Source organism: Viridibacillus sp. FSL H8-0110 (assembly GCF_038003565.1).
Classification (GTDB): domain Bacteria; phylum Bacillota; class Bacilli; order Bacillales_A; family Planococcaceae; genus Viridibacillus; species Viridibacillus arenosi.
In genome coordinates this window covers 1,050,282-1,074,832 of record NZ_JBBOPJ010000001.1, presented here as the reverse complement: position 1 = coordinate 1,074,832, position 24,551 = coordinate 1,050,282, and the positions used below count along the sequence as shown (strand labels likewise).

The following is a 24,551-nucleotide window of genomic DNA, read 5'->3' as shown; positions in this document are numbered from 1 at the left end:
TTAAAGACTGTCGATTTCATTTATGGCTATCTATTTTCTATTATTGTTGAAACAATCCACCGAATTCTTCCACAAGCTCACTGAATATCTTTAATGCATTTTCAATTGGTTCTGGTTTCGTAAGATCCACGCCTGTTTTCTTCAATAATTCTAGTGGATACTCGGAGCTACCGCTTTTTAGGAAGTTTAAGTAGTTTTCAAGTGCTCCCTCTTCACCAGATAAAATTCGATCTGCAATATCGATTGCAGAAGCATAGCCAGTCGCATATTTGTACACATAGAAAGGACGATAGAAATGAGGAATACGTGACCAGCCATACTTCACCTCTTCATCAAAAACAAGATCCTCGCCATTATATTCACGGAAAATCTTTTCATAAACGGTATTAAAAGTTTCTGCATTTAATGGCTCATCATTTTCCGCTTTTTCATGCGTTATTTTTTCGAACTCGCCAAACATGACTTGTGTAAAAAACGTACCTTTAAAGGAATCAATGAAGTGGTTCAAAAGATACTTCTTCTTATTTTCATCTGTAGTTGTTTTTAATAAGTAGCGAATCAACAGAATTTCATTAACAGTTGAAGCAACCTCTGCTACGAAGATAGAATATCCCGCACTGATTTGAGGCTGATATTTTGAACTATAATAAGAATGCATCGCATGCCCTGATTCATGGGCAAGTGTGAATAAGCTGTTTAAGTCATCTCGATGATTGAGAAGAACAAATGGGTGTACACTGTATAAACCCATATTATAAGCTCCCGAACGTTTTCCAGGTGTTTCCCTTACATCGTAATAGCGATTTTTCTTGAAATCAGCTAGAGTAGATACATAATCATCACCAAGCGGCTTAAGTGCTTCAAGCATGATTGAAAATGCTTCATCATAGGAAATTTCCTCTTTCGCCTCTTGGGCTAGCGGCACGCTTAAATCATAAGCACGCAGCTCATCAACACCTAAGATTTGTTTACGTAGTTTTACATAGTCATACATCGGCTGAATGTTTGCTTTTGTAGCTGCAATTAGATTCTCATAAACTTCAATCGGTACTTCGTCTGAAAACAACGACTTCTCAAGTGCTGATGGATAATTCCTTGTTTTGGCAAGTGTCACATTGTTTTTAATAGCTGATGACAATGTACTGGCAATCGTATTTTGCATTTGCACATATGGCTGATAATACGCTTTATATGCTTCTTTTCGTTTATCGCGATTTGAGTCTTCCATCAATTTGCTGTACATGCCACGGGTAAGTTCAATACTTTTACCCTCATCATTTGTAACGGTACCAAACTTGATGTCGGCATTATTAATCATCCCAAACGTCTTTTGTGGGGAAGAAAGCGCTTCTCCAAGCTGAGATAAAATCGCTTCTTGATCTTTATTCAGTACATGTGCCTTATATCGATATGACTCTAATAAATCATCTTCGAAATAGCGAAGCCCTTCAATCTCTTGTATGTAGGATTTCAGTTTGTCTTCCTCAAGACTTAATAAAAACGGCATGAAAAATGAAGTCGCACTACTTATTTTTTGTCCTAATTGACTAGAGCGATCTACCAAAGCTTGTGAAGTTGGTACTCTTGTATCCAGGTCTGATTGAAGCATTGCATATGCATACAGCTTTCTATACTTGGAGCCGACCATCTCACTTAAAGTTAAATAATCGTAAAGTGACTGTGCATTATTGATGTTGCCATCGAATTGCTTTAATTTTTCCGTATCCTTCAAAACTGATTGAAAATCTTGCTCCCATTCCTCCATATTAGGGTAAATATGTTGGAGATCCCATGTTTCTTCAATCTTCACGTCTGCTCTTGATTGATATTGTGTCATTTTCAGTCCCCCTTTTTGAGTATTATCTCCATTATATATAAAACACACCAGTTGGTATAACTTGGAGACTTTCATTATTAATTCAAAACAAAAAAGTCCAACCAGAAAACTCTGGATGGACTTTTAATATGTGCGAACCTGTCATTAAAATAGATGCAAATTCGCAACAGTAATTATCAAAGCTAATTACATAAATAAACCAACTAATGTAGCTGATAGGATAGATGCAAGCGTTGATCCGAAGAGTAATTTCAAACCAAATGATGCAACTTCTGATCCTCGTTTATCATTTAGGGCTTTAACGGCACCTGTAATAATTCCGATTGAACTGAAGTTTGCGAAACTTATTAAGAATACAGAAACTATCGCTTCTGTTTTAGCTGAAAGACCTGCAGCAATGTCTTGGAAACTTAGAATCGCTACGAACTCGTTTGTTACAAGTTTTGTCGCCATAATACCACCTGCTGCAACAGCTTCAGACCAAGGAACACCCATGATGAAAGCAATTGGAGCAAACACATACCCAAGGATTTCTTGGAATGAAATTTGGAATATTATTTCAAATAGATTATTAATCATTGCCATTAAAGCAATAAATCCAATCAACATAGCGCCTACAATAACCGCTACTTTAAAACCATCCATGATGGCTTCACTAATCATTTGGAAGAAAGATTCTTTTTCTTTATGATGAGCTTCATCGTTGATTACTGTATAATCTTCTTCTGGTTTTAACTCATATGGATTCAATAAATTTGCTACAATCAATGCTGAGAAAATATTGATGATAATCCCTACAACAACGTATTTAGGTTCTAACATTGTCATGTATGCGCCAATTACGGAAACGCTTACAGCACTCATCGCAGAAGTACACAACGTATATAAACGTCGTTTAGAAATCTTATTTAGTTGCTCTTTTGTAGTTAAAAATACCTCTGATTGTCCAAACAAAGCAGATGATACAGCTACATAGTTTTCTAATTTACCCATACCATTTAGTTTACTCATACCCATACCTACATATTTAATAAAGAACGGGAGTACCTTAATGAAATTTAATATTCCAATAAGGACAGAGATGAAAACAATTGGTAGCAGTACGTTTAAGAAAAATACAGCTCCAGGCTCATTTTCCATTCCGCCAAATACAAAGTTTACACCTTCAACACCATAGCCCATTAATGTATCAAATAGTTTTGATATAGCACTAATGATGCTCAAACCAATAGTTGTGTTAAGAATAAAGAAACTTAGCACTAACTGCGCTATTAACATCATAGCAATTGGACGTATCCGTATATTTTTACGGTTATAACTGAATATATAACCCAATACAAATACGAACAGCAAACCTGTAACTAAAAAAACAAAGTTCATATTTATCCTCCTACATATTTGAAATTTTTTTAGTTAAAATAAGAACTAAATCTAAATGAAATAAATCAATTTAAGTCATTCTTTTCGAATTTTCCACTACGAATACTATCAAAATAAATCTGATATGTAAAGTATCTCCTTCAGCATTATAACATTATACTTAGAAAATAAATATTCACCAAATTTAAATTTATTTTCGGAATATTTGCTTTATATATACCTAATATTGTAATTTCCCATTGATTTTATGTTAATTATTAACGTTTAAAGTAAAGTTTAAATTATTTTAATATAATATTTAAACGTATCATCATTCTTTTCTTACTAGAAATTGGTTGCAAAATATATGAGGTAAATAATACCACACTTCTACCTCATCATAATTTTCCTGCATAAAAAATGAAAATTTATATCCTTAAAACCTGTATATTAACTTCCGGAAAAATTAATTATAAGTATTGGCATTTTTCAATTGGTATTATTTTAACGACTATTAAAAACTTCATAAATTAAATTCAACTGCTTCATAATAAAATCACTCATTTATTCATAATATTTTTTAAATTCGAAGTGTTTTTTGAGAGCTAACTCTTCATTAGATAGACTTACTATCTATCATGCATAGTCGCAATATAATAGTGATATAACATAGCTATACATAACAAAAAAATATCAATTCCCAAAAATATCTTATTGATTTTAGCAGTTTTAATATATTAAAATATACGCCTGGAGATTCACCAGCGCATCCCATTTATATGGTTATATTACATTTGATCTTGCCGAATCGTTTAGGAACGAATACCAACAGAGAAAACGGCTTATCATAATTGAAAAGCTGTTTCATGTTGTAGAGAAAAGGGTTTCGGCATGTCATCATTCCGAAACCCTTTTCTTTTTTGTTGTAGTTTTTTATGGCTTTTGCCGAATCCAATCGGCCCTTTTCTTCAAATTCATGAATACAAATGGAAGTTTCTACTTTTGTAATCTTAGCTTAACGATATTATATCAATGTGTTACATGTTGAGATCAGTAACACAAGCTAGTAGGAGGAATTATGGAAAATACAGCTCTACGTAATGTTGAGAAATTGGCACTCAAAAAACAAAAAGTATTTGATCAAAGCATTATAAAATATCTGTTACGGGCCATGCTTGCAAGTGCATTTATCGGATTCGGTGTAATCGTCGCATTTAAAACAGGGAACTTATTCTATGCTGAACATTCTCCGGTAGCTTATCCAATTGCTGCTTTAACATTCGGTATAGCAATTGTTCTAATTGCTTATGCTGGTGGTGATTTATTTACGGGAAATACATTTTATTTTACTTACACTGCTCTTCGTGGCAATATGTCATGGAAGAGAGTCATTCAAATGTGGATTTCTTCATATAGCGGCAATATAATTGGTGCTTTTTTTTTCGCTGGTTTAATCTCCTTAACAGGTTTATTCGCTTCACATGAAGTGAATGGATTCTTAATGAGTGTAGTTGAAGGAAAAATGAATACACCAGCGTCAGAACTTTTCTTCCGTGCTATTCTTTGTAACTGGCTTGTTTGTTTAGCTTTCTACGTACCGATGGCATTAAAAGGCGATGGTCCTAAGCTATTTACAATGATCTTTTTAGTATTCGGCTTCTTCATTTCGGGATATGAACATTCTATCGCGAATATGAGTACATTCTCGATAGCTCTAGTATTAGATCATCCTGATGCAATTTCAATTGGCAAAGCTCTTCATAACCTCATTCCTGTAATACTAGGGAATATGGTAGGTGGAACAGCCTTCATGGCTCTATTGTATTATTACTTGGGAGGACCTAATTCGGACGATGAAGATGAATTCCAAGAAGATGATGAGGATTACTCTTATATGAACAAAAAATAAATAAATATAATTATAATAAAATTAAAAGCAACTATATCTATACGATCACACCTACGGCTATATCGTAGAAGGGCCTATCAATAGCAGTATCTACATTACATTATTATAAACTTCACACATAAAAAAGAGGCTTCCTAATGAAAGGAAGCCTCTTTTTTTGTTTACATCATTAAAATTAAAGTTTTACGATGTTTGTAGCTTGTGGTCCACGTTGGCCATCTTCTACTGAAAATTCAACTTTTTGACCTTCGTCAAGTGATTTGAAACCTTCACCTTGGATAGCTGAGAAGTGAGCGAATACGTCGTTTCCGCCTTCTACTTCGATGAAACCAAAACCTTTTTCTGCATTAAACCATTTTACTGTACCTTGTTGTGTCATTTAAATGACCTCCATTAATTGTATTAAATAATATCATATTTCTTGAAAAAGAAAAAATTCACATATTACAAAAAGTATCAAACAAAACACGATTACTCTTTGTAATATGTGAATTAGTTTTATTCTTGCAATCGATCTTATTACATTTATTATACAATAAAAATTCCTATTTGTCTAGTGCAAAAGAAAACTTATCAATTATCAACAGTATGTTCTTAGTTAATAAGTTAATTTCTGAAGATAATCTCGCATCAAGTCGCCCCTTGATAACAGCATGTTTTACCTCCTCTTTCCCTGTCATAAACTACTCAATTTTCCAAACAATACAGAAAAAACAGTTTTTATATAAAAACAAGTAAATAATGAGCGTTTGTAAAGATATGTACTTAAGTTAACTGGCAGTTAGTTTGAAGATATTCATTAAAGTGGTTCATTTTGTTCCTAAAAACACAATAACCATCTATCAGTTACTTTGATAGATGGTTATTGTGTTTTTAAAAATTGGTTTTCTTCAAGTCTAAATTCCCTAAGAAATCGTCAATACATCCTTTTATTCCTCATTAAACCACAGCTGATCTTTGTCATCAACGTCGCCATTATAATTAATAAGAATTTCATCTCCTGCTTTTATGTCTGTATAAGCAAAGAAATCAAATGTGTGATTTTTAAAATTAATCTCATACATCGCATTAGGTTCATAAGAATGATTAAATAACATTCCATAACCAAGAAGGATAGCTGATTGGCCAATTCCATACTCAAAAGCGTAATCAGCGAGTATAGTTTGCTCAATGTATTGATGTTGTTCGTTTGGATAAGAAATTACAGGTGCCTCATGTAATAGCTCTCCTTTTTGGATATCGCATGTAGCAAATACCCCTCTATTGAATTCTCCGTCACTTAATGGAGATGTTTTTACTTCTATCATGTTTTCGCCTACTCACTTTTAAATTATTCTTTCTAACTGTAACATTAATTTGAACATTGAGCTCTTTTTATTTATCTTTAAACGACTTTATTACAAATTAAACATATTTTTCGTCACCGAAAGATTGAAAATATGTGTGTTTTAGAGCAACAAGGATTAACTAAACACATAAACAAAATCGTCTTAAGTAAATTTTCACTGCTTGGAAATCGTGACCTTACGTTCTACTGAGACCGGTTGATGGCTCATTATTGTTAGTTCTTCTTGTCCTAAAAGGGGGTAGCTTTCAAACATACTGATGGTGAACAATGAAAAAGGGAGACCTTGGAGATCTCCCTAATTTTGTATAAGTTGGACTTCACTAAATCCTCCACGGTTGTATATGGTTGATAATTATTCGCGTATTAGTAAAGGTCGCATAAGTATATTTAACTCAATATTCCCCCTCACCAAAACCATTTTTTCATTGTTTCCTAAATCGCTATTATTTCTTAATAATACCAAATTGATCAATAATATAAGGTTTAGCGTTATTCTTATTTTGATCGATTTCATAACTTACGGCAGTCAGCTTATTTTTATCAATAGTGACACCGACGAAGTTTTGAATTTGGCTGCGGGCTGGACGATCATTGTTGTCTGGATCTGGGCCGTAGATTGCTGCATGATTCTCATCTGCTACTTCAAACAGTTTATAAAATGCATTTCCAAGCACTGGATCTTGATTTTTGTAATATACTTTTGGTCCAGCAGTTGCAGGAATTAAATAAATTGAACCATCTGGATTTACAGCATACTCAATTTTCTGTCCCTTTTTAGTTTCACTAATTTTTTGGATTTTTGAAACTGTCCCTTTACTATTGATCGGTTTTGTTCGTGCATAAATATGATCATGGCCTTGAAGAACAAAGTCGATATCAAGTTTAGCCATAAGTGGTGCAATCTGATTTCTTACACCATTTGGACCCATAATATCATCATCAGTTGCATGGTTGGAAGTTGTGTACGGCCCTTTATGAATATTAACAATAATCCATTTAGCACCTTTTGCTTTTGCTGCTTTCACATCTTTTTTCAACCATTCCACTTGTTTTTCTGAAAAGTTTGCGTATTTTGCAGAGTTTTCATTGCTATTCAGTACAACAAAGTGAGCGTTACTATAATCATATGAATAATAAGCACCTGTTTTAGTTGCTGATTTTTTAGGTGTATCAAGATTAAAGTGGTCAATAAAAGCATAATTTTCATCTTCATGATTTCCTGCTGATGGAACCAATGTCGTATTTAACAGGCTTTTCTGTGAGTGTCCTAATAGCCAATCCCACTGTTCCTCTTTTACGCCGTCGTCAAGTAAGTCTCCATTGTGAACAATGAACTCTGCATTTGGAACCTTATCCATGGCTTTTGAAATTGTTTCTGCAGAAAGAATGGCTTCCTGTTCTGTTTTGGCCTGCGTATCAGCTAAGTCAATAAACGTAAATGCACCCTTACTTGGCGCTGTTTCGAATGTTCCCACTTCACTCCAACTATTCTTAGAAGCATCTCCGACACGGAAATAGTATTCGGTATCAGCCTTAAGACCAGTCGCTTTTGCTTTATGTACATATTCTTTCTTAGAATTAGTAGAGATATTCTTTGTTCCTTTAAATGTCATAGCTTTTTTAAAGTTTGACTTCTTCCCTGTTTTTTTAACTACTTGCAAATCACTATTTTTTGAAGCTAGGGATGTATACCAAGTAAATCCTTTCGAACTTTTAGAATCACCATTAAATGAGACAGTTACCTTACTAACAGTAGTGGAATTTGATTCTTCTGCAGCAGAATACAGATTACCGCCAACTCCACCCACAATAGATAATGCTAGGGCAGTTGATATTACTTGCTTTGTGATTTTATGCAATGAATTTCATCCTCCAGTATATTAAACTATTACCACCCTTTCAGATAGCTATTTGAGTATAGCATCGTAATTTATTGATATTGTTAACAAAATATTATTATATTGTAAATATTCATATTTTTTAGACTCCATAAATCATCCTTTTCTAAAAAATAAAACTCATACGAAGGAAACCTTAGTATGAGTTTTACTCTTATTTTTGTTTTTGCATACGTTCGTATGTTCCTTGAGCAATCTCAAGATACGATTGTAAGCCCATCTTATCAAGCGTTTTCTTATAGTCATCCCACTTGCCAAAGTCTTGTTTCCCTGTAATGAAAGCAGCAGTCATTTCATCAACATATGTTTGAACATCTGTCATAATTGCACTTACCTTGTCGTTTTCGTCCAGTGTATAGTTGAGCCCTGGAATAATGTCTTCATCTTTCATAAAATTTCGGATGAGGGAAGAAGTTAGAAAAAGAGGCGAAGGATTACTGTATTACTGGTAATCCCTCACCTCTTTCTTAATCATTTATAGGTAGTAAATATGAACATACAGCCGATCATTTTTGACCATTAACTATATTAAGGCACCAAGAGAAATTATCCCAAGCAGAATACCAACCGTTGAAAAGTTCGGACGAATCATCCCAACGGACATCGAATTTCTTCTGCCCGTCTACATCTACTAAATACAAAGAGAGGGTCTCATCAACCTTAGAGACAGCTAACTTCATACCGTTTTGAAGTTCTTCTTCACTAAATGGAACGTCTGAAACCGGACGTAGCTGCGCCTGTTCAAATACTTGTTTGTTACTAATTATGTAATTCATAATAAACCTCCAATAAAACTTTCAATTAATTTTAAGTTCCTACTTTATCTGCAAATTATAGGACTATAAAAGTATACCCTATATTCAGCAATGAAAATAATAAAAAATGAGCTTGGCTCTTTTCAATTGAATCTAACCTTAAGACGTGTCTAACGACTTTATATAAACTTCTAACCTATTCAAATCGAAAGATAATCTAGTTCATATACATAAAATATTGTGGGAACAAAAAAGGGATTCAGATTCAATGACCGAAGCCCTGACCTGATCCCTAATGTTTATATACACTGTTATACGAACGTACAGAGTGTATATTATTACGTCCCAGGAGGGATTCGAACCCCCGACCGACGCCTTAGAAGGGCGCTGCTCTATCCAGCTGAGCTACTGAGACAAATGTGCAATCCCGCGTTCCAACGGGAAAGACAATACTTAGTATATATCAGATATTTGAAAGTGTCAACATTATTTTTTTAATATAGAAAAATTCTCTTGTGTAATGATTTCATTTGATTCTGTTTTGAATGTGACTTGCCACTGTGTACCGTCAAAATCGATGATTGCATAGCTCTTTTCTTTACGCCCTCTAGGCATGCGAAGGCTTCCTGGGTTAACAAACAACTTATCGTCTATTAACTCTGCTCCTAGCACGTGTGAGTGGCCAAATAACACGAGGTTAGCGCCTACTTCTGCCGCACGATATGAAAGTGGTAATAGAGTCAGTTTGACGTTGTATAAATGGCCGTGTGTCATATATATTTTTTGCCCATCTATTTCTTCAATAACGTCTTCAGGAAATTGTTTATCGTAATCGCAATTCCCTCTTACTTTGTACATATTACGTAATTCATCAGCATTAAAAGATAGTTCGCTATCGCCGCAATGGAACACGGCATCGATATCCTGAACATTCGAAACGACTTGTTCTATAACGGCAGCGTCACTGTGGGTGTCACTCATTACTAGAATTCTCATCATTTATCACTCCACTTCTGATACCCAAGTTGGCAATTGATCCGCTAATAGGCGAATGGCATTACCTCGGTGGGAAATGGCTCCTTTTTCAGCAGGTGTTAGCTCTGCCATAGCTTTGTTAAGTTGTGGAGCAAAGAAGATTGGGTCATAACCGAAACCATTTGTACCGCGTTTTTCTGTTAAAATCAAGCCTTCACAAGTACCAAAAACAGTTGTTGTTTCTTGATTTGGTCCTGCAATAGCTAGTGCACAACAAAAACGTGCTGTACGATCTTCTTCTTTTACGCCTTCAAGGTTTTTCAATGCTTTTTGCATATTTGCCTCATCATCATGATCGCCTGCATAACGCGCTGAGTAAACACCTGGTTCACCGTTTAATGCATCAATTTGGAGGCCACTATCATCAGCAATGACAATTTTGCCAAGCAAGTTAGCTACTGTTTCTGCTTTTAGAATGGCATTCTCTTCGAAAGTCGTTCCTGTTTCTTCGATTTCTAAATCAGGTGCTACATCAAATAATGTTACGACTTCAAAGCCTAAAGGACCGAAAATTGCTTCAAAATCCTTCGCTTTTCCTTTATTTTTCGTTGCGATTACGACTTGTTTCATTTTACCGCCTCCATATTACGTTCAATGCGTAGTGCTACTTCACCTAACACTTCTTTTTGAGCATTGATTAATTGTTGGACACCTAATTCGCCTAATTCTAAAAGCTCATTTAATTGTTCACGAGAGAATGTAGATTCTTCACCAGTACCTTGTAGCTCAACAAATTGTCCTTTACCTGTTTGAACAATATTCATATCCACCTCTGCCGCCGAGTCTTCAAGATAGTTTAAATCTAAAATAGCGCCCTCTTCAGCTGCGATACCTACACTTGTTGCTGCTAGGAAGTCTTTTAATGGGTAGTGTGTGATTTTGCCAGCGTCTTGTAATTTCGCCACCGCATCTGCCATTGCTACAAATGCACCTGTAATAGAAGCTGTACGCGTGCCTCCATCTGCTTGAATGACATCACAGTCGATCCAAATTGTTCTTTCTCCAAGTTTTTCTAAATCCACAACTGCGCGTAAAGCTCGTCCAATTAAACGTTGGATTTCCATTGTACGACCGCCGATTTTACCTGCTGATGCTTCGCGGCGTGTTCGTGATTCAGTTGCTCTTGGTAACATTGAATACTCTGCTGTTACCCAACCTTTTCCTTCTCCTCGCATAAATGGTGGTACTTTTTCTTCAATCGTTGCATTACAAATGACTTTCGTATTCCCTACTGTTATTAAAACAGAGCCTTCCGGGTGCATTAGATAGTCCTTGTCCATTTGAATCGGTCTTAGCTCGTCTTTTTTACGTCCATCATTTCTTGTCATGATGTACCTCCAATTATGTTGTTTTTATTCATAGTAAAACCCCGAAATGTCCATCATTTCGGGCTTTTACTATACTATTATTTACGCTATTACTTTGTTAAAGTAATTCTTTTCACTTGTATCTTCTGAAGTGGTAACCATTTGCTCGCAATTAATCGGAACATTGGCACCGAGCCCGTCGTAAAGAAACGGTGCTCTGGTGCTAATTGTTCCATTCTTGCGATATGATGATAACTCAGTAGATCTTGGACGTCCTTGGCTGTTTCTTCTGCTGAAGACACAACATGAACGTGTTCACCTACTGTCTGTTCAATATTCCGCTGAATAAGTGGATAATGTGTACAGCCTAAAATAACCGTATCAAAACTTGTTTGATGTAATGGTTGTAAACTTTCTTTAACTAACTGGTCTGCAAATTCCCCTTCGTACTCGCCACTCTCCACTAAAGGAACAAATGACGGGCAAGCTAGTGATGTTACTCTACTAGATGAAGAAAGTGAATAGAGCGCCTCATCATATGCACCACTCTTCACTGTACCCTCTGTTCCAAGGACTACAATGTCATGGCTTTTCGTCGCTTTAATCGCTGCTCTAGCACCTGCGTTAATAACACCGATAACTGGGAACGGACATTTCTTTTGCAAGCTTTCTAAAGCAACTGCAGTTGCAGTGTTGCAAGCAATGACAAGCATTTTGATATTCATTTTCGACAATGCGTCCGCCATTTGCCATGTAAAGGTTCTCACTTGTTCTTGTGAACGTGGTCCATACGGACATCTTGCAGTATCACCAATATAATATATGGATTCGTTCGGTAGTAATCGTAGCATTTCTTTTACAACGGTTAGTCCACCAACACCTGAATCAATCACTCCGATGGGAGCATTCACGTTAACCGCCTCAATCCTGGTTCATTTCGTTATATAGTTTGTGTAGTAGTCTTGATAATTCTAGTACTTCTGTTTCGCTAAAATCTGTTACGATATCGTTTAAATATTTTTGTCGTTTTACAATCACTTCTTCAATTATACGTTCGCCTTCTTCTAATAGATGGATTCGAACAACTCGACGATCCTCATTGTCACGTATACGTTTAACAAGCGCATTTTTTTCCATGCGATCGACTAAATCAGTCGTTGTGCTAAACGCTAAATACATTTTATTTGATAAATCTCCAATTGTCATGTCACCAATCTCATGAAGCCATTGTAACGCAATGAATTGCGGAGGTGTAATTGTATAATTACTTAATATTTCTCGACCCTTCTGCTTAATTAATGCCGAAATATGTCGAAGTTCTTTTTCCAAAAATGCTACTTGTTCAGCATCATGTGTGGACTTTTGATCTTGATTTGTCATGTGAACCTTCACTCCTCAAAAGGATTACTTATCCCTTTATTGTGAAGTGTTTTGACGAAAATGGCAAGAGCACAATCATCCTAAAGACAATTCTCCTAGACGAAGAAGCTCTATCATCGCTTGTGCACGGCCTGACACACCGAGTTTCTGGATAGTATTGGAAATATGATTGCGCACAGTTTTTTCACTTATGTGAAGTTGTGTGGCTATTTCCTTTGTCGAAAAGTCTTTTACAAGTAATTGAAAAATTTCACGTTCACGCTTTGTTAACAATGAACGATGATGTGAATGACTCATCACACGCGGCCCTCCAATCCCCTCTTCCATGTAGGTTATGTCGGAAGTAGCAAAGCGGTGACGGCTATTCAAATTTTATGCTTGAACACTTTGTAATTGTGATTCATTCCATCTTATAGACTTCCCTGTTTGACGGTTCATTTGCACAATTGTTCCGCGTCCTGTAAAACACATCTCTTCCTTATTATTGATCGCTAAATAATGTAGATCTAATGATGAGTTGCCGATATTCTCTATTTTCACAAAAATATTCAACTGCTCCTCGAAGTACACTTGCTTCACATAATCACATTGAATATCTGCCACAACTGGAATAGCTTCTTCGTCCCCTTGCATCCATTTCTCCATAAAACCAAGATGCTTCAAAAATTCGATTCGTGCATATTCAAAATATGTGATTGGTACAGTATTATTCATATGCCCAAACATATCAGTCTCTGAAAACCTCACTTGCACAGGTACTGAAAATGAAAACCCTTTTTTCCATTCTTCCATATTGCTAATGTATGACGATTGCATGGTATTTCCCCCTCTGAAAAAATGAACAGTTATTCATTTAATTATAACAGAAAATTCCAAAGATTAACACGGTCAAATCTTCTGTATATGACGCAAAAAAACAGCTCCACACATAAGTGTGAAGCTGCTTTAAAAGTTTCTAATCTGTTACTTTTCAATAATAGATTAGTCAACCATATGGTCAGAACCAAAGAAGTTTTTGAACATTTGTACTGTAGTAGCACGGTTCAAAGATGCGATAGAAGTAGTCAAAGGAATACCTTTTGGACATGCAACTACACAGTTTTGAGAGTTACCACAGTTAGCAAGACCGCCTTCGCCCATGATTGCAGCTAGACGTTCGTCTTTGTTCATTGCACCTGTTGGGTGAGCATTAAATAAACGTACTTGTGAAAGTGGAGCTGGTCCCATGAAATCAGAATGAGTATTCACGTTAGGACATGCTTCAAGACAAACACCACAAGTCATACATTTAGATAATTCATAAGCCCATTCACGTTTGCGTTCTGGCATACGTGGGCCTTCACCAAGATCATAAGAACCATCAATTGGAACCCATGCTTTCACTTTTTTAAGTGAATCGAACATGCGGCTACGGTCTATTTGTAGGTCACGAACGACAGGGAAAGTGCTCATTGGTTGTAATTTAATAGGTTGTTCTAGTTGGTCAACTAACGCTGAACATGATTGACGAGGACGACCGTTTATAACCATTGAACATGCTCCACAAACTTCTTCAAGGCAGTTCATGTCCCATGAAACTGGAGATGTATTTTTACCATCTGCAGTTACTGGATTACGTTGAATTTCCATTAATATAGAAATTACGTTCATACCATGACGGTAAGGTACGTTGAATTTTTCCCAATATGGTTGTGAATCCGTTGTATCTTGACGTTCAATTTCTACAGTAATATATTTCGTTTCAACTGCTTGTCCCATGATTATTTATCCCCTTTCTTTGCAGAATAGTCACGTTTACGTGGTGGAATTAACGAAACATCAACTTCTTCGTAGCTTAGTTTAGGCTCAGTAGAAGGAGTGAATTCCGCGATAGTCGTTTTCAAGAAGTTTTCATCATCACGTTCTGGGAAGTCTGGTTTATAGTGTGCTCCACGACTTTCATCACGATTTAACGCACCTAAAGTAATAACACGAGCAAGAGCCATCATGTTTTTCAACTGACGAGTGAATTGTACACCTTGGTTACTCCATTTAGCAGTATCGTTAATGTTGATGTTGTTATAACGTTCTTGTAATTCCATGATTTTATTATCTGTTGCTCTTAATTTATCGTTGAAACGTACAACAGTAGCATTAGCTGTCATCCATTCACCAAGTTCTTTGTGAAGTAGGTATGCATTTTCGTTACCGTCTAATTTCAATGTATCATCCCATTTTTGCTGTTCTTCAGCAACTGCGGAATCGTAAATTGAAGAAGGAAGATCTTCTACATGTTTTTCTAGACCTTTAATGTAGTTAACAGCGTTTGGTCCTGCAATACTACCACCATAGATAGCTGATAGTAATGAGTTAGCTCCTAGACGGTTACCACCGTGTTGAGAGTAATCACATTCACCTGCAGCAAATACGCCTGGAATTGTTGTATGTTGATCGTAATCTACCCATAGACCACCCATAGAATAGTGAACTGCTGGGAAGATCTTCATAGGTACTTTATGTGGATCGTCACCTACGAATTTTTGGTAGATTTCAATGATACCACCAAGCTTAATGTCAAGTTCATGTGGATCTTTATGAGAAAGATCTAGATAAACAACGTTTTCACCGTTTACACCAAGTTTTTGGTTAATACAAACGTCAAAGATTTCACGTGTTGCAATATCACGTGGCACTAAGTTACCGTATGCAGGGTATTTTTCTTCTAAGAAGTACCAAGGTTTACCGTCTTTGTAAGTCCAAATACGACCACCTTCACCACGAGCAGATTCTGACATTAGACGAAGTTTATCGTCACCAGGAATTGCTGTAGGGTGAATTTGGATGAACTCCCCGTTCGCGTATTTAGCACCTTGTTGGTAAACAATAGATGCTGCTGAACCAGTGTTAATCATTGAGTTTGTTGATTTACCGAAGATAATACCAGGACCACCACTTGCCATGATCACTGCGTCAGAACGGAATGCTTTGATTTCGTGAGTTGTAAGGTTTTGTGCTTTAATCCCTTTACAAACGCCTTCGTCATCAAGAACTAGTCCTAAGAATTCCCAACCTTCGTATTTTGTAACTAAGCCTTCTACTTCCCATTTACGAACTTGTTCGTCTAGAGCGTATAGAAGTTGTTGTCCTGTTGTCGCACCAGCAAATGCTGTACGGTGCATTAAAGTACCACCGAAACGACGGAAATCTAATAAACCTTCTGGTGTACGGTTGAACATAACACCCATACGGTCAAATAAATGGATGATTCCTGGTGCAGCATCAGCCATTGCTTTTACTGGTGGTTGGTTCGCTAAGAAGTCCCCGCCGTAAACTGTATCATCAAAGTGGACCCATGGAGAATCCCCTTCACCTTTTGTATTAACAGCACCGTTGATTCCGCCCTGTGCACATACAGAGTGTGAGCGTTTTACTGGTACTAATGAGAATAATTCAACTTCTGTGCCCATTTCGGCTGCTTTCATAGTAGCCATTAAACCAGCAAGACCGCCGCCAACGACTATCAATTTGCTTTTAGCCATGATATTTCTCACTCCTCTTTCAATTAGTAATCAAGCGCTTTCATGAGTTTAAGTGCACTGCCTTATACGAATGCAAGTAAAGCCGATACGCCGACTACAGATAACACTAAGAAAATTAAAACAGTAACATATGTTGCGATTTTTTGTGATTTTGGAGATTGAGTAATTCCCCAGCTTACTAGGAATGCCCAAACACCGTTTGCTAAGTGGAAAGTTGCTGAAATAATACCAGCGATATAGAATGCTACCATCCAAGGATTAGATAGTACATCTGCCATCATGTCGTAATCAACTTCAGTTCCAAGTGCTTTTTGGATACGAGTTTGGAAAATATGCCAAGCGATAAATACAACTAGGAATACTCCTGTGAAACGTTGTAATACGAACATCCAGTTACGGAAAGTGCTAAAACGTTTAGTGTTTGGTTGTGCAGTGAAGGCTATGTACACACCATAAAAAGCATGGAACATTAATGGAATGTAAATTACAATCCATTCTAGAGCCCATAAGAATGGGAGACTCCCCATAAATTCACTTGCTGTGTTAAATGATTCTGCACCTTTTGTTGCTGTAAAGTTAATAAACAAGTGTTGCGTCAAGAACAGTCCAACTGGAATAATTCCAAGAAGTGAATGTAGTCGACGCCAATAAAACTCTCGATCTTTCGACAAAACTGTTACCCCCCTTAATACTGAAAATAGACAGACGAACAACTACCAACGCTTTCCAACGTGGTATCCATTGACTGCATATTTCATCATGGTACAATATTATGACAAGTTCATTGTACTCTCATCATGGCAGAGCGTCAAGGTAACTAGCACTATTTCTAGGTACCATTAAATCACGTTTTTTTCTCGTAAATACATAAATATTCTACCAGAAAACGCTATTCTCTAACTCTGACAAAAATTAGACAAAATTAAATGAAAGAAGGCAAATCATGTCATCTACAAACACTCAACACTTCCCATTATTTGGTTACGAACTAATCAGAGATCACGTTCTCTCGTCTGTTCTCGGAAAAAACGAAGAAGATATCCTATATTGGTGCGGTAAAGAGTTAGCCCGCAAGTTTCCTTTATACAGTATGGAAGAAGCTGTTTCATTTTTCCAAGAAGCAGGATGGGGAGAGCTTTCTATAGAAAAACAATCTAAAGATGAAACGTTTTATACTCTCACTGGAGATCCTGAGGCTATGCAATTTGAAAAACGCTGCTTCCGTCTTGAAAGTGGCTTCCTAGCAGCTCAACAAGAGAAAATCAGTGGTTTCTTAACAGAATGCTACGACGAAAAGAAAGCAAAGCGTGGGCTTGTACGATTCCATGTCAAATGGGATTTAAAAGACCAACTATAGAAAGAAGCTGACTAAATATCTGTTCAAGATGGCTAGTCAGCTTCTTTTTATTTTATTTAATTAAACTTGAATTGCTAGACTAGCTGCCAATTCAAATTCATCATGTAATGCGTTTGCAGTTAGCAACATCGACTCTTGTGGAATGACAACAGAAATTTTAATTTCAGAAGTACTTACCATTTTTAATGTAATGTTTTCTTTATGTAAGCGATCGAACATTTTTGCGGCTACGCCAGGATTAGATACCATACCAGAACCTACAATCGATACTTTAGCTACGTCCTCTTCATAATTCACATGACAATAACCAATTTTAGATTTATTAACTTCTAAGACTCGAGCAGTATCTGCTAAATTTTCTTTTGTAATAGTAAATGATACTGAAGGCTCTACCCCTTCGAGAATAGTTTGAACGATAATATCAACGTTAATATGATTATCAGCTAAAACTGTGAAAATATTGACTAAAGAACCTTTATAATTCCCCTCGTAACCTACCGTTACTCGAACAATATCTGACATAAATGCTACTCCACGTACAACTAAATCTTTTTCCACTTCTACTTCCTCCTTCATAATTGTTCCTTCATCTTCTACATAACTAGAGCGAACTGCTAATGGGATATTGTAGTTTTTTGCAAACTCTACGGCACGTGGATGTAAGACACCTGCCCCTAAATTTGCTAATTCTAACATTTCATCATATGACAGTTCTTGTAGTTTGCGAGCTTTAGGAACATAACGTGGATCTGAAGTGTACACACCATCAACATCTGTATAAATATCACAGCGCTCAGCACCTAATGCTGCAGCTAAAGCAACTGCTGTCGTATCTGATCCTCCGCGACCTAGGGTTGTAATATTGTTATTACTATCGATTCCTTGGAAGCCTGCAACTACTGCAACATGGCCTTTATCCAACGTTCTTCGCACCTTTCCAGACTGAATTTCAACAATGCGAGAATCACTCGGAATTGCCTCCGTTAAAATTCCAGCTTGCCAACCAGTGAAGGACTGCGCTGATAACCCTAAACTTTGTAATGCAATCGATAATAATGAGATAGTCACCTGCTCACCTGTTGTTAAGAGCGTATCCATTTCTCGTTTCGATGGATTTGGCATAATTTCATGTGCCATTTCTACAAGCTTATCCGTCGTTTTGCCCATCGCTGAAACAACAACGACAATATCATAACCCTTTTCTTTCTCTTTCTGAATGCGCTTTGCCACATGCAATACGCGTTCAATCGTTGCAACTGATGTACCACCAAATTTAAAAACTAAACAACTCACCCATAACCTCTCCCTTATTTGTTATGACGACCGTATTCACAATGACATCTTATGAAAAAAGCAGCCTTTCACACGTTTAAGTGTGAAAAGCCGCCTCGTAGCATGCACGTTCAAAAGAACATTCATGTGAGATAGCCCTCCAGAACCGAAACGGATCTGACAATTCTACACTTGTTAAATGCAGAACCAGTAATAAATTGGAAATAGTCAATTTATCACTTCGGCGGCCTCCCCTTTCGTCAGCAGTCATAGGATCTACTCATCCTCTTGCTGATTACTCTTGAAATCCGCGCCTCTATCATCACTAAATAGTGATTATTTATAATAGTAATGTTACCTTAACACAATTTTCAGATTACTACAATTTATTTTTCAGAAAAATAAGTAAATATGGTTTGAGCTAGTTTTTTTGGTACATTCGCAGCTACTAATTCTTCATAGGATGCCTCACGAATTTTTTTAACAGATCCAAATTGTTTGAGAAGCTGTTGCTTTCTTTTTGGTCCAATTCCTTCAATTTCATCGAGAACAGATGTAATGGCATTCTTTTCATGTAATTGGCGATGGAAGGTAATAGCAAAACGGTGAACTTCATCTTGAATTCTTTGTAAAAGATAAAACGCTTCACTCGTTCTCTTCAACGGAATAATTTCTGGCGGCGAGCCATACAGCAATTGAGAAGTTTGGTGTTTATCATCTTTTGCCAAACCTGCAATAGGAATATCTAAACCAAGCTCATCTTCTAAGATTTCTCTTGCTACTTCCATTTGTCCTTTCCCACCATCAATAACGATTAAATCGGGTAAAGGTAAGCCATCTCTTAATACACGAGTATATCTTCGGCGAATGACTTCTCGCATTGCACCGTAATCGTCGTGCTTTGCTGCAACTTGAATTTTATATTTTCGATAATCCTTTTTGCTAGGCTTACCGTCAATAAAAACTACCATCGCTGAGACGGCGTCCGCTCCAAAAATATGGGAGTTATCAAATGATTCTATGCGAAGCGGTATCGCAATATTCATCGCATTTCCCAATTCTTCGCAGGCACCTATTGTTCTTTTTTCTTGACGCTCAAGTAACTGGAACTTCTCAGAGATAGCAATTTGAGCATTTTTACTCGCTAAATCAACAAGCTCTTTTTTCTTTCCCCTTTGAGGTATCGTCACTTTTAAATCAAGTACTGTAGCTAGAAGGTCTCCTTCAATATTAGAAGGTATAAAGATTTCCTTTGGCTTGATATGTTCTGCCTGTTCATAAAAGCGCCCCACAAATGTTAAAAATTCTTCCTCAGGATCTCGATAAATAGGGAATAACGAAACATCTCTTTCAATCAACTTTCCTTGTCTTACAAAGAATACTTGGATACACATCCAACCTTTATCAACCGCATAACCAAAAACGTCACGATTCGTTAAATCCGTAAGCGTAATCTTCTGACGTTCCATGACAGTTTCAATATGTGAAATTTGATCTCGATATTCTTTTGCTCGTTCGAAATCTAATTTTTCAGCTGCATCGAGCATTTTTGCATTTAAATCTTCTTTGACTTCTCCGTACCCACCATTTAGGAAACTCGTAATACCTTGAATGATCTCTTGATATTGCTCTTTCTCAACTTCTTTTACACAAGGAGCTAGACATTGTCCTAAATGATAGTATAAGCAAACTCGATTCGGTAAATTTGTGCATTTCCTTAGCGGATATAAGCGATCAAGTAATTTTTTCGTTTCATTTGCAGCAAAGCTATTCGGATAAGGCCCAAAATATTTACCATTATCCTTTTTTATTTTGCGGACAATAAGCAGTCGCGGGTGCTTCTCATTCGTTATTTTAATATATGGGTACGTCTTGTCATCCTTCAGCATAATGTTGTATTTCGGATCATGAGTTTTAATGAGGTTTAACTCTAAGATAAATGCCTCTATATCCGAAGATGTCACGATGTACTCGAAGTCTTCTATTTCACTAACAAGTCTTTGCGTTTTACCATCGTGGCTGCCTGTGAAATAAGAACGTACGCGATTTTTTAATACTTTAGCTTTGCCGACATAAATAATTGTTCCTTGACGATCCTTCATCAAATAACATCCAGGTTGGTCAGGTAGAATGGCCAATTTTTGTTTTATTAATTCGTTCATCTTATCACCTTCTTAAAAAAGTGCGAGCACCTTGTTCAGTTCCGGCAATCATAGGCGAATTGACCTAAAGGTTATTCTATAACCTCCACGTCAATTGAGCTTTTGACCTCGAGGTCTAGGCGCTGTATTTATATTCTTTACATAATAGTTTTAATCTCTATTAATTCTAAAAAAAACCGGGAACCATTGTAGGAACCCGGTTTAATATTCATTTTTTCAAAGATTAAGCGTGTTTTTGAATGAATTCAGCTAATGCTTCTTTCGGTTGGAAACCAACAGTTTTATCAACTGGCTCTCCGTCTTTGAATAATAATAGAGTTGGAATTGACATAATGCCGAATTTGCTTGCTGTTTCTTGGTTTTGGTCTACATCAACTTTAACAATTTTAGCTGCACCGTTTAATTCAGAATCTAGTTCTTCTAAAACAGGAGCGATCATTTTACAAGGTCCGCACCAAGTTGCCCAAAAATCAACTAGTACTAAACCTTCTGCGATATCATGTGAAAAGCTTGCATCTGTTGCGTGTACGATTGCCATATTAAATATCCTCCTTCAACTTACGTATAACGGTAGTATAGCATGGATGAAAAGCACGAGCGACTGTTATGCTTATAACAGCATTATTTTGCAATAACGATAGTAAAAAACGTCTATCACACGTTAGTATGTATGCTTGGATGAAGAAAACCCTGTAAATAGTATGACCGTTTACAGGGTTTAGAAGCAGCTATTATGCGTTTACTAATAATTTTTTGAACTCTTCAGTAAGCATTGGGATAACTTCAAAAAGATCTCCGACGATACCGTAGTCAGCTACTTTAAAGATATTCGCTTCTGGATCTTTATTGATCGCAACGATTACTTTTGAGTTAGACATACCAGCTAAATGTTGGATTGCACCTGAAATACCAGCAGCGATATAAAGATCAGGCGTAACAACTTTACCAGTTTGACCGATTTGCAATGAATAATCGCAATAATCAGCGTCACATGCTCCACGTGAAGCACCTACAGCGCCACCTAGTACGTTAGCAAGCTCTTTTAATGGAGCAAAACCTTCTTCACTTTTCACGCCACGACCACCGGCTACTACTACTTTCGCTTCTGACAAATCAACGCCTTCTGTTGATTTGCGAACAACTTCTTTAATAATAGTACGTAGATTCGTAATATCTACAGAAATTGATGACACATCACCTGAGCGAGATTCATCTTTTGCTAGAGGTGCAATGTTATTTGGACGGATTGTCACAAACACAAGTCCCTCTTTCACTTGTACTTTTTCAAATGCTTTACCAGAATAGATTGGACGGATGAAAACTACTGAATCATCTTCCCCTTCGATATCTGTAACATCTGATACTAAACCGCTTTGTAATTTACTAGCTAGTTTAGGTGAAAGGTCTTTACCTAGAGCAGTATGACCGAAAACGATTGCTTCTGGTTGCTCTTGCTCAGTAACAGCCATAAATGCTTGGCTAAAGCCATCAGAAGTATACTGTTTTAAATGTGGGTGTTCAACAGTCACTACACGGTCTGCACCGTTTTGAATAAGTTCCTCGGCAAGATTCGCTACAGCGTCTCCGATTAGAACGCCTACAACTTCTCCGCTACCAGACACTTTTTTTGCAGCTGCAATAGCTTCGAATGATACATTTCTTAAGCTTCCTTCGCGTACTTCACCTAATACTAATACTTTTTTAGACATGTTATGTCCCTCCCATACAATTTAAAATCAGCTTAAACGACTTTTGCTTCAGAATGTAATAGACTTACAAGCTCTTTCACTTGTTCAGATAAATCGCCTTCTAATACACGTCCAGCTACTTTTTGAGCTGGTAAGTAAATTTCAACTGTTGTAGTCTTTGCTTGAACATCATCTTCATCAATATCTAAATCATCTAATTCTAGCTCTTCAAGAGGCTTTTTCTTCGCTTTCATAATACCAGGTAATGATGGGTAACGAGGCTCGTTTAAACCTTGTTGCGCTGTCACTAAAAGTGGTAATTGTGCTTCAAGAACTTCTGAATCCCCTTCTACGTCACGAATAATTTTCGCAGTTTTACCATCGATATCAAGTTTAGTAATCGTTGTTACATAGTTAATACCTAGTAATTCCGCAACACGTGGACCTACTTGACCTGAGCCACCATCGATAGCAACGTTACCACCTAAAATTAGATCTGCTTCTTTATCTTTTAAGTATTCAGCTAAAATATATGCTGCTGAGAATTGATCAAGCTCATCTAAATCATCTTCAGTGTTGATTAAGACAGCTTTATCAGCTCCCATTGCTAAAGCTGTACGGAGTTGTTTTTCTGCATCTTCTCCGCCGAGAGTAACAACTGTTACTTCGCCGCCTTGTGCATCACGAACTTGAATAGCTTCTTCGATTGCGTATTCATCGTATGGGTTGATGATGAATTCAGCTCCATCTTCTTGGATTGCCCCACCAGTTACAACAATCTTTTCTTCTGTGTCAAAAGTACGTTTTACTAATACAAAAATGTTCATTCAACAAACCTCCTAATACTATTTTTATTTTCCTGTGAAAGTTGGTTCACGTTTTTCGATGAATGCTTGGATACCTTCTTTGGCATCATCAGACATGAAAACGGTACCAAAAGCTTTTGCCTCAGCTTCAATGCCTTCGTAGAATGAAGTATGTTTAGCATATTGCAGCATATCGATTGCGGCTTTTAAAGCAACCGAACTTTTTTTTGCAATACGTTTCGCTGTTGCAATCGTTTGAGGTAGTAATTCCTCATCAGAAAAGGCAGCGTTTGCTAAGCCCCACTTGACAGCCTCCGTACCGGAAATTGGATCACTAGTAAACATCATTTCTGCCGCTTTTGCTACCCCAACATAGCGAGGCAAACGCTGTGTACCGCCAAAACCAGGAATTAACCCTAATTGTAATTCAGGTAATCCTAATTTCGCATTTTCAGTCACATAGCGGAAATGACAACTCATCGCTAGCTCAAGTCCCCCACCTAAAGCTGCGCCGTGAATTCCAGCAATAACTGGCTTAGAGAATTTCTCTAAACGCTCAAAGACATCTTGTCCATTAGCAGACAATTTTACAAATTCAGCACCCGATGTAACATCTGTAAATTCTTTAATATCTGCTCCTGCTGAGAAGAATCTTCCCTCTCCATGCAATACAATGACTCGAACTGAATCATCGTGCTCTACAGCAGTTAAAAGTTCATTTACTTCTAAAATTAGTCCCCGCGATAAAGCATTAGCGGGTGGGCGCTGAATCGTTGCAATTGCAACTCCATCTTCAACTGTCCAACGTAAAAATTCCATACTCCCATTTCCCCCTTTGCATTTGGCTATGTAAGTAGTTTCCTAGTTGAATCGAAGCAATGGTTTGGCTACTACCAATTCAACCAATTGATTTTTACAAT

The 24,551-nt window shown here is 36.9% G+C and carries 25 protein-coding genes, 1 tRNA gene and 1 riboswitch; of the genes, 2 read left to right on the top strand and 24 right to left on the bottom strand.

Translation table 11 applies throughout. The features are described from left to right. Nucleotides 1–40 precede the first annotated feature (40 nt). Both pepF and MHH98_RS05310 read right to left on the bottom strand, forming a co-directional pair. Nucleotides 41–1,837 (bottom strand): oligoendopeptidase F, encoded by a 1,797-nt coding sequence (gene pepF, locus MHH98_RS05315; RefSeq protein ID WP_340712265.1) that lies wholly within the window; start codon nt 1,835–1,837, stop codon nt 41–43. A 186-nt stretch (nt 1,838–2,023) separates the two neighbouring features. Then, nucleotides 2,024–3,217: a NupC/NupG family nucleoside CNT transporter gene (locus tag MHH98_RS05310; RefSeq protein WP_038187579.1), complete on the bottom strand. Its 1,194-nt coding sequence runs from the start codon at nt 3,215–3,217 to the stop codon at nt 2,024–2,026. Nucleotides 3,218–4,274: 1,057 nt separating this feature from the next. Between MHH98_RS05310 and MHH98_RS05305 the strand changes: the two genes are divergently transcribed. Then, nucleotides 4,275–5,105 carry a formate/nitrite transporter family protein gene (locus MHH98_RS05305; RefSeq protein ID WP_076034325.1) on the top strand — a complete coding sequence of 277 codons (831 nt, stop codon included), beginning with the start codon at nt 4,275–4,277 and terminating at the stop codon, nt 5,103–5,105. Between the two features lie 175 nt (nt 5,106–5,280). On the opposite strand, the gene MHH98_RS05300 is transcribed toward MHH98_RS05305, so the two are convergent. From MHH98_RS05300 to MHH98_RS05225, 16 genes are all read right to left on the bottom strand, one after another. Next, nucleotides 5,281–5,484, bottom strand: coding sequence for a cold-shock protein (locus tag MHH98_RS05300; RefSeq protein ID WP_038187584.1), 204 nt, complete (start codon nt 5,482–5,484; stop codon nt 5,281–5,283). 550 nt (nt 5,485–6,034) lie between these two features. Then, entirely contained in the window at nt 6,035–6,412 is a 378-nt protein-coding gene (locus tag MHH98_RS05295; RefSeq protein ID WP_038187588.1) for an SET domain-containing protein, read from the bottom strand. A gap of 484 nt (nt 6,413–6,896) precedes the next feature. Then, a complete protein-coding gene (locus MHH98_RS05290; protein WP_038187591.1) occupies nt 6,897–8,312 on the bottom strand; it encodes a purple acid phosphatase family protein in 1,416 nt (471 codons plus the stop codon). Nucleotides 8,313–8,505: 193 nt separating this feature from the next. Next, entirely contained in the window at nt 8,506–8,742 is a 237-nt protein-coding gene (locus MHH98_RS05285) for a hypothetical protein (protein WP_143690991.1), read from the bottom strand. A gap of 115 nt (nt 8,743–8,857) precedes the next feature. Then, nucleotides 8,858–9,127 carry a hypothetical protein gene (locus MHH98_RS05280; RefSeq protein ID WP_038187594.1) on the bottom strand — a complete coding sequence of 90 codons (270 nt, stop codon included), beginning with the start codon at nt 9,125–9,127 and terminating at the stop codon, nt 8,858–8,860. Between the two features lie 320 nt (nt 9,128–9,447). Continuing rightward, nucleotides 9,448–9,521, bottom strand: a tRNA-Arg gene (locus tag MHH98_RS05275). A gap of 71 nt (nt 9,522–9,592) precedes the next feature. Continuing rightward, the gene (locus tag MHH98_RS05270; protein WP_340708777.1) at nt 9,593–10,105 is read right to left on the bottom strand and encodes a metallophosphoesterase; all 513 of its coding nucleotides are present in this window, start codon (nt 10,103–10,105) and stop codon (nt 9,593–9,595) included. A gap of 3 nt (nt 10,106–10,108) precedes the next feature. After that, complete coding sequence (locus tag MHH98_RS05265) at nt 10,109–10,711, bottom strand: XTP/dITP diphosphatase (protein ID WP_038187600.1); 603 nt, start codon at nt 10,709–10,711, stop codon at nt 10,109–10,111. Further along, nucleotides 10,708–11,469, bottom strand: coding sequence for a ribonuclease PH (rph, locus tag MHH98_RS05260; RefSeq protein ID WP_038187601.1), 762 nt, complete (start codon nt 11,467–11,469; stop codon nt 10,708–10,710). Before rph ends, MHH98_RS05265 begins: the two co-directional genes overlap by 4 nt. A gap of 89 nt (nt 11,470–11,558) precedes the next feature. Continuing rightward, a complete protein-coding gene (gene racE, locus MHH98_RS05255; RefSeq protein ID WP_038187605.1) occupies nt 11,559–12,359 on the bottom strand; it encodes a glutamate racemase in 801 nt (266 codons plus the stop codon). 10 nt (nt 12,360–12,369) lie between these two features. Continuing rightward, complete coding sequence (locus tag MHH98_RS05250) at nt 12,370–12,828, bottom strand: MarR family winged helix-turn-helix transcriptional regulator (protein WP_076034324.1); 459 nt, start codon at nt 12,826–12,828, stop codon at nt 12,370–12,372. 75 nt (nt 12,829–12,903) lie between these two features. Then, on the bottom strand, nt 12,904–13,125 hold the full coding sequence (locus MHH98_RS05245; protein WP_038187611.1) for a helix-turn-helix domain-containing protein: 222 nt from the start codon (nt 13,123–13,125) through the stop codon (nt 12,904–12,906). A 75-nt stretch (nt 13,126–13,200) separates the two neighbouring features. Next, entirely contained in the window at nt 13,201–13,644 is a 444-nt protein-coding gene (locus MHH98_RS05240) for an acyl-CoA thioesterase (protein ID WP_076034323.1), read from the bottom strand. A gap of 165 nt (nt 13,645–13,809) precedes the next feature. Next, nucleotides 13,810–14,586 (bottom strand): succinate dehydrogenase iron-sulfur subunit, encoded by a 777-nt coding sequence (gene sdhB, locus MHH98_RS05235; RefSeq protein ID WP_038187616.1) that lies wholly within the window; start codon nt 14,584–14,586, stop codon nt 13,810–13,812. 2 nt (nt 14,587–14,588) lie between these two features. Next, nucleotides 14,589–16,346 carry a succinate dehydrogenase flavoprotein subunit gene (gene sdhA, locus MHH98_RS05230; protein WP_038187619.1) on the bottom strand — a complete coding sequence of 586 codons (1,758 nt, stop codon included), beginning with the start codon at nt 16,344–16,346 and terminating at the stop codon, nt 14,589–14,591. Nucleotides 16,347–16,408: 62 nt separating this feature from the next. After that, on the bottom strand, nt 16,409–17,017 hold the full coding sequence (locus MHH98_RS05225) for a succinate dehydrogenase cytochrome b558 subunit (protein ID WP_038187621.1): 609 nt from the start codon (nt 17,015–17,017) through the stop codon (nt 16,409–16,411). Nucleotides 17,018–17,289: 272 nt separating this feature from the next. On the opposite strand from MHH98_RS05225, the gene MHH98_RS05220 reads away from it, so the two are divergent. Continuing rightward, nucleotides 17,290–17,703, top strand: coding sequence for a YslB family protein (locus MHH98_RS05220; RefSeq protein ID WP_076034322.1), 414 nt, complete (start codon nt 17,290–17,292; stop codon nt 17,701–17,703). Nucleotides 17,704–17,763: 60 nt separating this feature from the next. Here MHH98_RS05220 and MHH98_RS05215 read toward each other — a convergent pair whose 3' ends face one another. The 6 genes from MHH98_RS05215 to MHH98_RS05190 form a co-directional block, all read right to left on the bottom strand. Continuing rightward, nucleotides 17,764–18,996: an aspartate kinase gene (locus MHH98_RS05215; RefSeq protein WP_076034321.1), complete on the bottom strand. Its 1,233-nt coding sequence runs from the start codon at nt 18,994–18,996 to the stop codon at nt 17,764–17,766. 124 nt (nt 18,997–19,120) lie between these two features. Further along, a riboswitch (Lysine riboswitch) is annotated at nt 19,121–19,302 on the bottom strand. Between the two features lie 59 nt (nt 19,303–19,361). Then, nucleotides 19,362–21,137, bottom strand: coding sequence for an excinuclease ABC subunit UvrC (uvrC, locus tag MHH98_RS05210; protein ID WP_038187631.1), 1,776 nt, complete (start codon nt 21,135–21,137; stop codon nt 19,362–19,364). Nucleotides 21,138–21,360: 223 nt separating this feature from the next. Next, complete coding sequence (trxA, locus tag MHH98_RS05205) at nt 21,361–21,675, bottom strand: thioredoxin (protein WP_038187634.1); 315 nt, start codon at nt 21,673–21,675, stop codon at nt 21,361–21,363. Nucleotides 21,676–21,868: 193 nt separating this feature from the next. Then, a complete protein-coding gene (locus MHH98_RS05200) occupies nt 21,869–22,846 on the bottom strand; it encodes an electron transfer flavoprotein subunit alpha/FixB family protein (RefSeq protein WP_038187636.1) in 978 nt (325 codons plus the stop codon). Between the two features lie 32 nt (nt 22,847–22,878). After that, the gene (locus MHH98_RS05195; protein ID WP_038187638.1) at nt 22,879–23,652 is read right to left on the bottom strand and encodes an electron transfer flavoprotein subunit beta/FixA family protein; all 774 of its coding nucleotides are present in this window, start codon (nt 23,650–23,652) and stop codon (nt 22,879–22,881) included. Between the two features lie 24 nt (nt 23,653–23,676). Beyond that, a complete protein-coding gene (locus MHH98_RS05190; RefSeq protein ID WP_076034319.1) occupies nt 23,677–24,450 on the bottom strand; it encodes an enoyl-CoA hydratase in 774 nt (257 codons plus the stop codon). Nucleotides 24,451–24,551 lie beyond the last annotated feature (101 nt).